The organism is Halobaculum rarum, assembly GCF_040025155.1.
GTDB classification, from domain to species: Archaea; Halobacteriota; Halobacteria; order Halobacteriales; family Haloferacaceae; genus Halobaculum; species Halobaculum rarum.
The window spans coordinates 2,815,954-2,829,375 of the sequence record NZ_CP157275.1 but is presented as its reverse complement, the minus strand read 5'-3'; the positions used below and the strand labels follow the sequence as shown (position 1 = coordinate 2,829,375).

8 protein-coding genes, 1 tRNA gene and 3 rRNA genes are annotated in these 13,422 nt (G+C 63.2%); 8 read left to right on the top strand and 4 right to left on the bottom strand.

Annotated elements, in window-relative coordinates; all coding sequences use genetic code 11:
* The first annotated feature begins 8 nt into the window (after window positions 1–8).
* Window positions 9–338, top strand: a complete 330-nt coding sequence (locus ABJD39_RS14360; protein ID WP_348610129.1) for a DUF5785 family protein — start codon at window positions 9–11, stop codon at window positions 336–338.
* A gap of 174 nt (window positions 339–512) precedes the next feature.
* Here ABJD39_RS14360 and udk read toward each other — a convergent pair whose 3' ends face one another.
* Window positions 513–1,190 carry a uridine kinase gene (gene udk / locus ABJD39_RS14355; protein WP_348610126.1) on the bottom strand — a complete coding sequence of 226 codons (678 nt, stop codon included), beginning with the start codon at window positions 1,188–1,190 and terminating at the stop codon, window positions 513–515.
* A 121-nt stretch (window positions 1,191–1,311) separates the two neighbouring features.
* Between udk and ABJD39_RS14350 the strand changes: the two genes are divergently transcribed.
* From ABJD39_RS14350 to ABJD39_RS14325, 6 genes are all read left to right on the top strand, one after another.
* Window positions 1,312–2,664 carry an ABC transporter substrate-binding protein gene (locus ABJD39_RS14350; RefSeq protein WP_348610122.1) on the top strand — a complete coding sequence of 451 codons (1,353 nt, stop codon included), beginning with the start codon at window positions 1,312–1,314 and terminating at the stop codon, window positions 2,662–2,664.
* Between the two features lie 147 nt (window positions 2,665–2,811).
* Window positions 2,812–3,960 (top strand): metal-dependent hydrolase family protein, encoded by a 1,149-nt coding sequence (locus ABJD39_RS14345; protein ID WP_348610119.1) that lies wholly within the window; start codon window positions 2,812–2,814, stop codon window positions 3,958–3,960.
* Window positions 3,961–4,111: 151 nt separating this feature from the next.
* Window positions 4,112–4,267, top strand: coding sequence for a DUF7563 family protein (locus ABJD39_RS14340; RefSeq protein WP_348610116.1), 156 nt, complete (start codon window positions 4,112–4,114; stop codon window positions 4,265–4,267).
* 99 nt (window positions 4,268–4,366) lie between these two features.
* Entirely contained in the window at window positions 4,367–5,707 is a 1,341-nt protein-coding gene (locus ABJD39_RS14335; RefSeq protein WP_348610113.1) for an amidase, read from the top strand.
* Window positions 5,708–5,810: 103 nt separating this feature from the next.
* A tRNA-Glu gene (locus tag ABJD39_RS14330) sits at window positions 5,811–5,885 on the top strand.
* A 166-nt stretch (window positions 5,886–6,051) separates the two neighbouring features.
* Window positions 6,052–6,273, top strand: coding sequence for a DUF1328 domain-containing protein (locus tag ABJD39_RS14325; RefSeq protein ID WP_348610110.1), 222 nt, complete (start codon window positions 6,052–6,054; stop codon window positions 6,271–6,273).
* 125 nt (window positions 6,274–6,398) lie between these two features.
* Here the strand turns inward: ABJD39_RS14325 and rrf are convergent.
* The 3 genes from rrf to ABJD39_RS14310 all read right to left on the bottom strand — a co-directional run bounded on the left by rrf (window position 6,399) and on the right by ABJD39_RS14310 (window position 11,377).
* Window positions 6,399–6,520, bottom strand: a 5S ribosomal RNA gene (rrf, locus tag ABJD39_RS14320).
* Window positions 6,521–6,636: 116 nt separating this feature from the next.
* A 23S ribosomal RNA gene (locus ABJD39_RS14315) occupies window positions 6,637–9,555 on the bottom strand.
* Between the two features lie 350 nt (window positions 9,556–9,905).
* Window positions 9,906–11,377 (bottom strand): 16S ribosomal RNA (locus ABJD39_RS14310).
* Together the 16S, 23S and 5S rRNA genes form the textbook arrangement of a ribosomal RNA operon.
* Before the next feature lie 322 nt (window positions 11,378–11,699).
* Here ABJD39_RS14310 and ABJD39_RS14305 point away from each other — a divergent pair.
* Window positions 11,700–13,355, top strand: a complete 1,656-nt coding sequence (locus ABJD39_RS14305; RefSeq protein ID WP_348610107.1) for an HTTM domain-containing protein — start codon at window positions 11,700–11,702, stop codon at window positions 13,353–13,355.
* Window positions 13,356–13,422 lie beyond the last annotated feature (67 nt).

Sequence of the window (13,422 nt, the reverse complement as noted above, 5' to 3'; positions counted from 1 at the left end):
GCCGTATAATGAGTGCGCACGACTGGCCCCACGACCCCGACGGCGAACAGGGAAGCGAGGGACGCCGAAAGTACGGGCACGCGGTGCTGGTGAAGAAGGTCGACGAGGAGGAGGACTTCCCGCTGCGCGCGGGCGACTATCGCGAGGAGTTCGCCGACCACCCGGTGCGGCTCGACGCGGACACCGTCGTCTCCGTCGATGAGGTCTTCCAGGACATCGACGACGACACCGAGTTCGAGGACATCATCACCTTCCACAAGGCCGTCGGCGAGACGATGCGCGCCAACGACCTCTGGACGTACGAGGGCGCCGACGCGTTCACCCGTACCCGCGGATAGCGCGCCGTCGGCTCGAACCGATCCTCGACGTTCTTCCTCGAGCGTCCGGCTGAGCCGTCGCGTACCCTGCTGAGTTATCGCGTCCGATCGATCGCCTCCGACCGTTGCGCGGATGCCGATCGAACCGACCGGACGCCTCGTCCGGGGGTGGTCAGGTTCCGCCGCCCGCCCCCTTCAGCGCGTTTGCCCGCCGATCTCGCGTTCGAAGTCCTCGCGCTCCCACGTGCGTGTCCCCTCGCCCTCGACCTCGTTTTGGAGTTTCTCCTCGAGCAGATTGATCGCCATGCGGTTGGCCCCTTCGGGGATGATCAGGTCCGCGTGCTTCTTGCTCGGCTCGATGAACTGTTCGTGCATCGGCTTCACCGTCGAGAGGTACTGGTCGATCACGCCCTCCAAGTCGCGGCCGCGGTCGACCACGTCCCGCTCGATGCGCCGGAGGATGCGCACGTCTGCGTCCGTCTCGACGTACAAGCGGAGGTCCAACATGTCGTTGATCTCCTCGTCGTACAGCGCGAGGATCCCCTCGAGAATGATCACGTCGGTCGGTTCGACAGTCTCGGTCTCCTCTTTCCGGTTGTGGATCTCGAAGTCGTACTGCGGCATCTCGACGCTGTTGCCCGACAGCAGCGTCTCGAGGTGGTCGCGAAGGAGCGGCCACTCGAAGGCGTCCGGATGGTCGTAGTTCACCTCCGCGCGTTCCTCGAGGTCGAGATGTGAGAGGTCCCGATAGTAGTTGTCCAGCGGGATCCGAGTCACAGAGTCGGTAACGCGCTTGGTGATCAGCCGGGAGACCGTCGTCTTCCCCGCGCCGGTCCCCCCGGCGATACCGACGACGAACGAGGGGTAGGTCATTTGCTGGTCATCCCCCGCGCGTCGGCTTGGGCGTGTCGGTCCGCGGGCCTCATACTCGGTCTCCCGTGTGTACTGTTCACGTTCGGTCAACTTTATAAACGGCTACGGCATTGGCTCTCACATGGCACGCAAGATCGATCGCCGTGACGTCCTGAAGGGCGCCGGCACGGCAGGCGTTGTCGGACTCGCAGGATGTATCACCCAGAACGACTCGGGCGGCAACGGCGGCGGCGGAGGCAACGGCAACGGCGGCGGCGGTAGCGACGACGAGGAGACCGAAGCCGACGGGGAGACCACCGAGGCGCCCGACGACTCCGAGTCGATGCGCACCGTGATGCACTCGGTGCTGATGCCGCTCACGGGCGACCTCGCGTCGCTCGGCGGCCCGATCCGCGACGGCGGGACCCTCCCGGTGAAGCAGCTGGAAGCGGCCGGCGACATGCCCGTCGAGTTCGACCAGACGGTCGAGGACTCCCAGACCGACCCGCAGGCGGGGATCCAGGCGGCCAACGGCCTCGCGAACGCCGGTTACCCGACCGTGTGTGGACCGGCCTCCTCGGGGGTGAACCTCCAGGTTACCCGCGAGGTGTTCATCCCCAACGGGATGATCGGCTGTTCGCCGTCCTCGACGTCGCCCAACGTGACGACCCTCGACGACGACGACCTGATCTTCCGGACGGCGCCCTCGGACGCGCTTCAGGGGCAGGTGATGGCGCAGGTCGCCGACGGCGAGCTCGGTAACTCCAGCGCCGCGGTCCTGTACGTCAACAACGACTACGGGCAGGCGCTGGCGGAATCCTTCGCCGGGTCGTTCGAGGAGGAGTACTCCGGAACCGTCCAGGAACAGGTCGCTTTCGAGCAGGAGCAGTCCAGCTACACGTCGCCGCTGTCGACCGCGATGGGCGACTCGCCGGACATGCTCGTCGTCATCGGCTACCCGGCCTCGGGGATCCAGATCTTCCGCGACTTCTACGCCAACTACAGCAACGACACGGACGTCCTGGTGACCGACGGCCTCGTCGACCCGACCCTTCCCGACGAGGTCGGCAACGACATGGCGAACGTCTACGCGACGACGCCGCAGGCGACCGGTCCCGGACAGGAGGAGTTCGGCCAGCTGTACGAGGACGAGTACGACCGCTCCCCCGGCGTGTTCAACGCTCACGCGTACGACGCCTCGGCCGTTTGCCTGCTCGCGAACGTCAAGGCGGGCGAGAACGACGGCGACGTGATCAAAGAGGAGATGCGCGCGGTGGCCAACCCCAACGACGGAATGGAGGTCACGCCCGGGAACCTCCCCGAGGGTCTCCGCGCCGTCGCGAACGGCGAGGACGTCTACTACCAGGGCGCCTCCTCCTCGGTCGACTTCGACGAGAACGGCGACATGACGGCCGTCACGTACGCGTTCCTCCAGTACAACACGGACATGGAGGGCAACATCGAGACGATCAGCACAATCGACTTCGAGGCCTGAGCGGCCGGCCGCGGTCGACCGCGTTCGGATTTTTTATACACGTCCACACCCGTCGGTCCGCCCGGCGACCGGCCCCCGACTCGGCCCCGCTTTCCCCTCGACCGCCGCGACCCTCGGATTTAGGCCCTCCCCGGCCTCAGCCAGGGTATGCACGTACTCAGGAACGGCACGGTCGTCGACGCCGAGGGAACCCGAGAAGCCGACGTGGCGATCGCGGACGGCGACATCGTCGCCGTCGGCGACGTCGGAGGCGGCGACTCCGAGACGGACGTGAGCGGACAGTTCGTCGCCCCCGGCCTGATCGACTCGCACGTTCACCTGATGATGGACGGGCGTCCGGACGTCGCGACCGCCATAGACGAGAGCGACTTCGACCACGCGTATATCGCCGCCGCGAACCTCCGGAAGGCCGTGGAGGCGGGCGTCACCACCGTCCGAGACCTGGGCGCCTCGGGGACGCTTGCGCTCGACGCCGGCCGCGCGGTCGCCGAGGGACGGCTCGCCGGCCCGCGCGTGCTCGCGTGCGGAGAGAACGTCGTGATGACCGGGGGGCACGGCTACTGGTTCGGCCGCGAGGCCGACGGCCCCGACGAGGTCCGCAGGGCCGCCCGTGAACAGCTCAAACGCGGCGCGGACGTGATCAAGTGTATGGCGACCGGCGGCGTGCTCACGGAGGGCGCTCAGACCGGCGCGCCGGAGCTCACCGACGAAGAACTGGAGGCGCTCGTCGACGCCGCCAGCGCCAAGGGCGTCCCGACGGCCGCGCACGCCCACGGGAAAGAGGGGCTGCTCAACGCCGTCGACGCCGGCATCACGAGCATCGAGCACGGAACGTTCATGGACCGGGAAGCGGCGGAGGCGATGGCCGCCGAGGGGACCTACTGGGTACCGACGGCCGCCGCCCTCAAGAACATCGTCGAGAACCCCGGCGCTGGGATCCCCGAGTCGGCGATGGACAAGGCCGTCGAGGCCAGCGAGGCGTTCGCCTCCTCGTTCGAGCACGCCGAGGCCGCCGGCGTCGACATCGCGATGGGTACCGACGCCGGCACGCCGTTCAACTACTTCGACAACATCGCCGACGAGTTGGCGTACATGGTCGAGTTCGGAATGAGCCCCGAGGCGGCGCTAGAGGCCGCGACCGTCACCGCCGCGGAGCTGTGCGGGCTCGACGATGTCGGTCGCATTGCCGAGGATCACCGGGCGGATCTGCTCGTCCTCGATGACAACCCCGCCGCGGACGCCGACGCGTGGCAGGACCCGGCCGCAGTGTTCGCCGGCGGCGACCGCGTCGCGTAACCGGCGCCCACGGCGCTTTCGTCGACCGGAGTTCCGTCGACCGTATCCGTCGGCGGTCGTCGTCGACGATCGTGGTGCATCCGGCATTCGGCGGGTGAACGGGACGAGTCGGGGGGTGCCTTTTTAGCGATCAAACGAATGGGTTCGTTCGATGCCGGAGTGTGCAAACTGTGGCGGGTTCGTAACCGAGGGGTACGTTCGGGTGTTCGCGCCCGGCGAACGCGAGACCGTTCGCGTGTGTCCGAACTGCGAGGACAAGCTTCGAGACGGTGCGGACGTGCGTGAGGCACGCTCGAAGCGAACCTGACCGGATCAGATCGTCGAGTCGCCGTCTCGGTTTCACCGTGAACTTCGACCGAGGGGACGGCTCCGAAGAACTACTACCGAGCCCCCAGAAGCCGTCCGCATGGACAGAGATCGAACCGGTGAGGCGCTCGCACCGCTCGCCGCCGCGTTCCGGACTGGCGAACGAGACCCGACGGCGTACGCGAACACGCTCCGCGATCGGATCGAAGACCGCGACCCGGAGGTACGCGCGTGGGTCGACGCGGCGAAATCCCGCGCGTGGTTGACCGCCGAAACGGACGCCCTTCGCGCGCGCCATCCGCGAACCGAGTCGGGAACCGACGCAACCGAGGACACAGACCGGCCCCCGCTGTTCGGCGTTCCCGTGGGCGTGAAGGACATCTTTCACGTCGACGGACTGGCGACACGCGCCGGGTCCGAGCTTCCGCAGGGCGCGCTCGCCGGCCAGGAGTCGACCGCCGTCCGACGGCTTCGAGCTGCCGGGGCGATCGTCGCCGGGAAGACGCATACGACCGAGTTCGCGTACTTCGCCCCCGCGCCGACACGAAATCCGTACGACCTCGACCACACACCGGGGGGATCGTCGAGCGGATCCGCGGCCGCAGTCGCGAGCGGGACGGCACCGCTCGCGCTCGGCACACAAACCGTCGGGTCAGTCATCCGGCCCGCCGCCTTCTGCGGCGTCGTCGGGTTCAAACCCACCCGCGGTCGCCTCCCGACCGACGGGGTGATCCCCCTGTCGGCGTCGGTCGATCACGTCGGTACCTTCACGCGCGATGTCGCCGGCGCGGCACTGGCGGCGTCGGTCCTCCTCGACGGCTGGGACGATCGGCGCGGGGAGGAACCGACCGGGCCGCCAACGCTCGGCGTTCCGAGTGGTCCGTATCTCGACCAGGCGTCCGAGGTGGGGCGTGAGGCGTTCGAGCGGGCTCTCGATGCGCTCGCGAACGACGGATACGAACTGGTCCGCGTCGAGGCGATCCCCGATATCGACGACGTGAACGACCGACACGACACGCTCGTCGCCGCCGAAGCCGCGCTCGCACACGGAGAATGGTACGACCAGTACGCCGATCAGTACGCCGACGCGACCCGCGAACTGATCGAGGACGGGCGGTCCGCGCCGGTGTCGGCGCTCGTCCGGGGCCGACGCGGACGGGACGCGCTGCGCGACTCGCTCGCATCGACAGCCGACGAACACGGTATCGACGCGTGGATCGCGCCGGCGGCGCCCGGCCCCGCGCCCGAGGGGATCGACGACACCGGGGATCCGGCGATGAATCTCCCGTGGACACACGCCGGACTCCCGACGGTCGGCCTTCCCGCCGGGAACGTGGACGGCCTTCCCGTGGGTGTGCAAGTCGCCGCGGGATTCGGTGCGGACGAACGGCTGTTGGCCTGGGCCGACGAGGTCGCCGGCGCCGTCGGCGACGCCGTCTAACCCGCCAGCCAGCACGCCAAACCCACACACGGCGGTGGCGAACCGACACCGTTTTACAGTCCACAGGCATACGCAGAGATGCACACACGCAGTGCATCACCGCGCTCCGGTGGTGTAGTCCGGCCAATCATATTGCCCTCTCACGGCAATGACCAGGGTTCAAATCCCTGCCGGAGCATTCTCGTATACTTCTGCTCGGTAACTACACCCTTCTTTCAGTTTGTCGTGTGTTCACTCCAGGTAGCTCCGGATCGGTCAGTGCGACATGTGTATTTCCTGCTCAGCGATGAGTCACGCCGTACGTCTGTCATAACAATCCGTCTGTACTGTGTTGATAGATACACATGTCGCTTACAGGTGGAGAAGTCGGACTCGATCCGGTAGCGATCGGCACGCCGCTTCAGTTTTTCAGCGGTGAGTTCCTCCAGTACGCGATCGTGTTCTTCGTGCTGGCGCTCGTCGCGGCTGTACTTGGTGCGAGAGGGATCGCCGGAATGAGCATGACGATAGCGAAGTGGCTCGTGATAGTCTTCATCGTCCTCGCGATCGTCTCGCTGGTGCTTTGAATCACGGTAATCGGGGACCTGCCGGTCGCGGACAGCCTCCGTCGATCGGCGTTGTCACTGTTCGACGGTTGTGTAAATGGAAAAAGCCCACCAGCGGGATGCTGGTGGGCTTGTGTAGTATGAGTGGTGGGCGGCGAACCGGTGTTTCCAGAGGCTCTCGCACTCCAGGACTTACCGGAACGCTGGCGGGCTTAACTTCCGTGTTCGGGATGGGTACGGGTGGTGCCCCGCCGCTGTGGCCGCCCGAAGGCCGACCATCGGGAACGATCCGATGTAACGCCTGCGTCGGTCTCCGACCGATAATGTACGTGCAATCCAGGTAACACCTGAACCCGATTCAACGGAACATCGGGCTCCAGTATATGAGTGTGGCTTGGTCTGTTAGTGCTCGCGGGCTGAACGTCTCGTTGCCTCGACGCGTACACCCCGAGTCTATCGAACTCGTCTTCTACGAGTGACCTCCGTGGTACTTCTTTTTCAGGTGGGTTTCGAGCTTAGATGCGTTCAGCTCTTACCCCGTGTTGCGTAGCTTCTCGGCAGCTGCCCTTTCGGACAACCGATACACCAGTGGCAACCATTCGTAGTTCCTCTCGTACTATACGAACGTTCCCGTCAAGTACCGTAACACCCCCAATAGATAGCAGCCGACCTGTCTCACGACGGTCTAAACCCAGCTCACGACCTCCTTTAATAGGCGAACAACCTCACCCTTGCCCGCTTCTGCACGGGCAGGATGGAGGGAACCGACATCGAGGTAGCAAGCCACGCGGTCGATATGTGCTCTTGCGCGTGACGACTCTGTTATCCCTAAGGTAGCTTTTCTGTCGTAAATCCGGGCCATTGAGGCCCTTGATCCGTTCGCTAGACCACGCTTTCGCGTCAGCGTCACTCGCTTGGAATGACACTGTCAGACTTCCTTGTGCTCTTGCGCTCTTCCGCGGGTTCCTGTCCCGCGTGAGGAAATCTTGGGGCGCGCTCGATATCTTTTCGAGCGCGTACCGCCCCAGTCAAACTGCCCGGCTACCGGTGTTCTCCTCCCGGAGTGAGAGTCGCAGCCACTGACGGGTAGTATTTCAGTGATGTCTCGGTGGCCCGCTGGCGCGGGTACCTGTGTGATGACTCCTACCTATCCTGCACGTCAGCGGCCACGTCTCAGCGACAGCCTGCAGTAAAGCTCTATAGGGTCTTCGCTTCCCCTTGGGGGTCTCCAGACTCCGCACTGGAACGTACAGTTCACCGGGCCCAACGTTGGGACAGTGTGGCTCTCGTTGATCCATTCATGCGAGTCGCTACTGAAGCGACAAGGTACTACGCTACCTTAAGAGGGTCATAGTTACCCCCGCCGTTGACAGGTCCTTCGTCCTCTTGTACGAGGTGTTCAGATACCTGCACTGGGCAGGATTCAGTGACCGTACGAGTCCTTGCGGATTTGCGGTCACCTGTGTTGTTACTAGACAGTCGGAGCCACCGAGTCACTGCGACCTGCCCCGTCGAGGGCAGGCATCCCTTATTGCGAACGTACGGGACTAACTTGCCGAATTCCCTAACGTCGGTTGCTCCCGTCGGCCTTGGCTTGCTCTGCCAGAGTACCTGTGTCGGATCTCGATACGAATACCACGCTCGTCTTTTCACGGACCCCTGGTAACGCCTGCTTTCGCTGTTCTCGTCTTCTTCCGCTTCGTGCCGTTACGGCTTCCACGGAATTCACGAGTTCGACTGGGCGAGTGCCCAGCCAGACGGTTCCGGAGGTGTCGACTTTCAGTGCGTGGTAGCACTGGAATATTAACCAGTTCCCCGTTTGTCCGGTTCGAATTGCGGCCGGACTTAGGATCGGCTAACCCTCGGCTGATTAGCAGTGCCGAGGAACTCTTACTCTTTAGGCCTTCGAGGTTCTCACCCGAATATCGCTGCTACTGTGACCAGGATTGTCGTTACTGAGCGGTCCACGCGAGCTCTAGCCCGCGCTTCCATCCGCACAGTACGCCGACCTACACGGTCCCCCTGTGATGGGGGCGGTTAGGTATCAGAAGTGGATTTGAGTCCCGTTCATTTTGGGCGCCTTGAACCTCGGCCGGTAAGCTGTTACGCTTTTCTTAGCGGGTAGCTGCTTCTAAGCTCACCTCCCGGCTGTTTAGGGCTCAAGACTACCTTCTGAGGATTACACTTAATCCACATTTTGGGTCATTAACCTAACTCTGGGTTGTTCCCCTCACGGTGCCCAAGCTTACCCCGGGACACCGGACTCCCTCCGTCGACAGCGTTCGTACGTTCGGAGTTCGACAGAGAGGCCGACTCCTCTCGGAGGCGGGTCTCTCAATCGGTGGCTCTACCGCACGAACTACCTTAGGAGAGGTCATGCTTCGACATGTTTCGGTCGGAACCAGCTGTTGCCGAGTTCGATGGGCCTTTCACCCCTACTCCAAGATCACGCGAGGGTATTGTAGGACACCAACGCTAACGGACCTCCACGTGCCTTTCGGCACGCTTCATCCTGCCTCGGAGTAGATCACTCGGTTTCGGGTCGTACTTCGTCGACTCCCCGCGCTTGAACACGGTGGCCCTCGTCGTAAGACTGCGGCCATATCGGTTTCCCTGCGCCTTCCTCGATGATCGAGTTAGACTCGCCGGAGAAGTACACTCCCTGGTTCGTTTTTCAAAACGCACGACGGAACTTCGGCTCCCCGCACGTCTTACTGGAGACTCGCGTCTCGGTCATTCTGTGCGGGGCCTTTCAAGCCCCGTCGCTCAATCGCCAGCTGATTTCAGGCCCTATTGCACCGCCCTTCTCGGGGTGCTTTTCAGCGTTCGCTCACGCTACTTGTTCGCTATCGGTCTCGAGGAGTGTTTAGCTTTCTCAGTCGATGCCTGAGATATTCACGAGGGATATCCAACCCCCGCTACTCTGGGAACTGATCCGCGGACTCTATCGACGATACGGGACTGTCGCCCTGTATCGTGCTCCGTTCCAGGAGACTTCTCGTCGATCGAGTTCGCTTGATATCAGCCCGAACACCACATTGCCCGTGAGGGCTTCGGTTTGAGCTGTGTCGCGTTCACTCGCCGTTAGTAACGACATCTCGGTTTGATTTCTCTTCCTGCTCCTACTGAGATGTTTCAATTCGGAGCGTTCCCCATTGCGCAAAGCAATTGTAGAGGGATTCCCATTCGGAGATCCGTAGTTCTTCGCCTCCATGCGGCTCCCTACGGCTTATCGCAGCTTGGCACGTCCGTCGTCGGCTCTCGAGCCGAGCCATCCACCAGCTGGCACAGTAGCCAATACTGAGTGGAACCCAATGGACCCGATGAATCGGGTTCAGTGGGTGTCTGGATTGCACGTACATACGGTCGTCATCGCACGTCACGTGGGTGTCACGCGAGCGTGCATCGACCCTTCCCATCCCCGCTCTCGCGGGATGGTGCATCGATCGTGTGTACCAGTTCATCTCCTCGTGCCACACTTAAGGGGCACGATTCGAATCGCGGTACGAGAGTGACCTACAGGGAATCGAACCCTGTCGAGGTACCAACGAGGTCTGAAGACGAGCCCCGATAGTTCGAAGGTGTCTGGTCGCATCCACGAGTGCCACGAAGACCTCTAGGTGGGCCAGGCGCGTCGGCCTGGTCCCGTTCTGTGGAGGTGATCCAGCCGCAGATTCCCCTACGGCTACCTTGTTACGACTTAAGCCCCCTTGCGAAGCCCAGATTCGACCTGGCAACCCAGGCCTCATCCGGACCTCACTCGGGTGCTTTGACGGGCGGTGTGTGCAAGGAGCAGGGACGTATTCACCGCGCGCTTGTGACACGCGATTACTACCGAATCCAGCTTCATGTGGGCGAGTTTCAGCCCACAATCCGAACTACGACCAGGTTTCTGAGATTACCGTCCCCTTTCGGGGTAGGAACCCATTGTCCTGACCATTGTAGCCCGCGTGTAGCCCAGCCCATTCGGGGCATACTGACCTACCGTTGCCCGTTCCTTCCTCCGCCTTGGCGGCGGCAGTCTCCCTAATGTACCCAACGACCTCGTGGGTCTTGCTGGCAATTAGGGACGCGGGTCTCGCTCGTTGCCTGACTTAACAGGACGCCTCACGGTACGAGCTGACGGCGGCCATGCACCTCCTCTCTGATCGTCTGCTAAGCTCATCACACTGAGCGTCATTCGAACAGTCGGGGCTGGTGAGATGTCCGGCGTTGAGTCCAATTAAACCGCAGGCTCCTCCGGTTGTAGTGCTCCCCCGCCAATTCCTTTAAGTTTCATCCTTGCGGACGTACTTCCCAGGCGGTTCGCTTCTCGGCTTCCCTACGGCACAACACAGACTCGTAGTCTGCGTCGCACCTAGCGAACATCGTTTACAGCTGGGACTACCCGGGTATCTAATCCGGTTCGAGACCCCAGCTTTCGTTCCTGACCGTCGGATCAGTTCTCTCGAAGTGCTTTCGCCATCGGTGGTCCGTCCAGGATTACAGGATTTCACTCCTACCCCGGACGTACCCTTCGAGTCTCCCTGTCCCAAGCCGGGCAGTTTTCGCCGGACGCCTACCAGTTGAGCTGGTAGATTTCCCGACGAACTTGCCCGGCCGGCTACGAACGCTTTAGGCCCAATAAAATCGGTCATCACTCGAGCTGCCGGTATTACCGCGGCGGCTGGCACCGGTCTTGCCCAGCTCTTATTCGTGCACCGCCTTAGGGTGCACAAAAGCGAAGGCACTATGCCTCCGCACTCGGAGTCCCCCTATCGCACTGTCGTGCAGTGTAAAGGTTTCGCGCCTGCTGCGCCCCGTAGGGCCCGGAATCTTGTCTCAGATTCCGTCTCCGGGTTCTTGCTCTCACAACCCGTACCGATTATTGGCACGGTGGGCCGTTACCCCACCGTCTACCTAATCGGCCGCAGCCTCATCCTACAGCGCCGGAGCGTTTCCGGTCCCGGCTGTTCAAAGCATGGGACCGTATTCGCTATTGACCTCAGTTTCCCAAGGATATCGCGATCTGTAGGGCAGATTGGCCACGTGTTACTGAGCTATTCGCCACGGGTCTAAACCCGTGCGACTAGCATGGCTAAATCGGACTCCGATAGCAATGACCTCCGGCAGGATCAACCGGAATGTCTCCCCGTGAAGGGAGGGTGGCGGGTCATATCGTGGCGACATCGTGGAACCGACCAGATGTCACCGAACTATCGGGGCTCACATCAGATACCGTCTTGCGGCGGACCGCAGGGGCGGAATCCTCATAGCGTGTCGCCGCGCCGACCGCGGCGCGCTTCACATCACATCGAATGGCAGTGGTACGTATAAGCCCGTCGTCTCGGGGTCGGCGAGGTACTGCACCACGTGGGTACGTATCTCACAGTCTCCGTCCAGCGGCAGACGGTTCCGACGAGCAGTTCGTCACAAACTATTCAACTTGGTGACTGAATCTCGGCCATGTGGCCCTCCGAACGCATCTCACAGCCGCCGGTCGCGGCGTCCGGTCCGTACTCGCTCGCCGGCTGTTCGTCGACCGACGGGCGCTCGTCGCCCTTAGAGTCGCGCTGGGGGCATTGTTGCTCGCAGATCTCCTGTTGCGCGCACGGTCGTTAGCATTCTTCTACACGGATGCGGGCGCGCTTCCGCGGTCGGTACTGTTCACCCGCTACCCGATCACGGCGACCCTCTCAGTGCACGCCTGGTTCGGAGAACCCTGGTGGATTACACTCCTGTTTGTGGCCGCCGGTATCGCCGCCCTCGCGCTCGCGTTCGGCTACCGTACCAAGGTAGCGGCGGTCTGTTCGCTGGTCCTCCTCGTCTCGCTTCACGCACGGAACCCGATCGTATTGAACGGAGGCGACTCGCTGCTGCGACGAACCCTGCTGTGGAGTCTCTTCCTTCCGCTCGGCTCCGGTCTGGTGCTCGATGATCGGACACAGAGCCGGCATCCGGCCGCCGTCGCCCTGTTGATTCAGCCGGTGGTCCTCTACGTGGTCAACGCAGTGATCAAGCTGCGGGGAGACGCGTGGCCGAGCGGACGAGCGGTGCGGATGGTGTTCAGTATCGACTCGCTGACTGTCTTCCTCGGAGAGCGACTCGCGGCGTATCCGGGTCTGCTTGCCGGGCTCGGTACCGCATGGGTAATCCTGTTGTGCTGTTCGCCGCTGCTCGTGCTCACCACCGGCCGGAGACGAACTGCCGTCGTCGCGGCGTTCGCGGCCGCACACACAGGAATGGCAGTCACGCTCGGAGTCGGATTGTTCCCGCTCGTCAGTCTCGCCGCGTTGGTCCCGTATCTTCCTCCAGCCGTGTGGGAGTCGATCGAAAGGCGGTGGAACCGGACCGTTCGGACGACGGGGAGCGTTTTGACGGCTGGGGCGGGTTGGGCGGTCGGGACGACTCGAGCGGTCGAAACGGAGCGGACAATCGGAAGGACCCTGACGGACCGGACGATCCGATCGGGGCGGCGGCTCATACGCCGACTCAGTACCGGCGTGCGAGCGGATATCGTGGAACTCGGTTCGGCTCTATCACCGTTGTGCAGAGTCGTCCCGGGTTGGACCGGGGCCGAAGATGGACGTAGGGGAGCGAGACCTCTCGGGTCCGTCGATCGCGCGTGGATCGCCGCGGCCGTGAGACACACGGGCCGCGGCGTCGCGACGGTGCTGTTGCTCGTCGTCGTATTGTGGAACGCTGCCGCGTTGGGGTACGTCGACACCCCCGAGATGGACACGATCGAGGTGAGTCCGCAAGAGACCAGGTGGGACATGTTCGCCCCGTCGCCGCCGACCGAGGACGTGTGGTACGTCGCCGTCGGGACACTCGAATCCGGTGAAGAGGTGGACGTGATCCACGGCGGGGACCCGAGTCTGCAGCGATCGGATCGTCGGTGGAGTACCTATCCCAGCGCGCGATGGCGCAAGTACCTGGAGGTCGTCCGGTGGAACGGTGACGACACGCTGCACGAACAGTTCGCGTCCGCGCTGTGTGGGCGGTGGAACACGGCCCATCGGACGCACGTCGAAACACTCACCGTACACGTGCTGTCGCAACCGACTCGGTTGAGCAGAACGGAGCCGGTGCGGGAAGTGCGGGTTCGGACGCATACGTGCTGAGCGGCCGGATACAGTAGCATAACACTGAGTGGCGGATACAGTATTGCTGAGCGCGCGCGATGTGCAC

Bases quoted from the DNA above. Each gene is read 5' to 3' on its own strand.
- ABJD39_RS14360 (WP_348610129.1), top strand. From the start codon at position 9: ATGAGTGCGCACGACTGGCCCCACGACCCCGACGGCGAACAGGGAAGC.
- udk (WP_348610126.1), bottom strand. From the start codon at position 1,190: ATGACCTACCCCTCGTTCGTCGTCGGTATCGCCGGGGGGACCGGCGCG.
- ABJD39_RS14350 (WP_348610122.1), top strand. From the start codon at position 1,312: ATGGCACGCAAGATCGATCGCCGTGACGTCCTGAAGGGCGCCGGCACG.
- ABJD39_RS14345 (WP_348610119.1), top strand. From the start codon at position 2,812: ATGCACGTACTCAGGAACGGCACGGTCGTCGACGCCGAGGGAACCCGA.
- ABJD39_RS14340 (WP_348610116.1), top strand. From the start codon at position 4,112: ATGCCGGAGTGTGCAAACTGTGGCGGGTTCGTAACCGAGGGGTACGTT.
- ABJD39_RS14335 (WP_348610113.1), top strand. From the start codon at position 4,367: ATGGACAGAGATCGAACCGGTGAGGCGCTCGCACCGCTCGCCGCCGCG.
- ABJD39_RS14325 (WP_348610110.1), top strand. From the start codon at position 6,052: ATGTCGCTTACAGGTGGAGAAGTCGGACTCGATCCGGTAGCGATCGGC.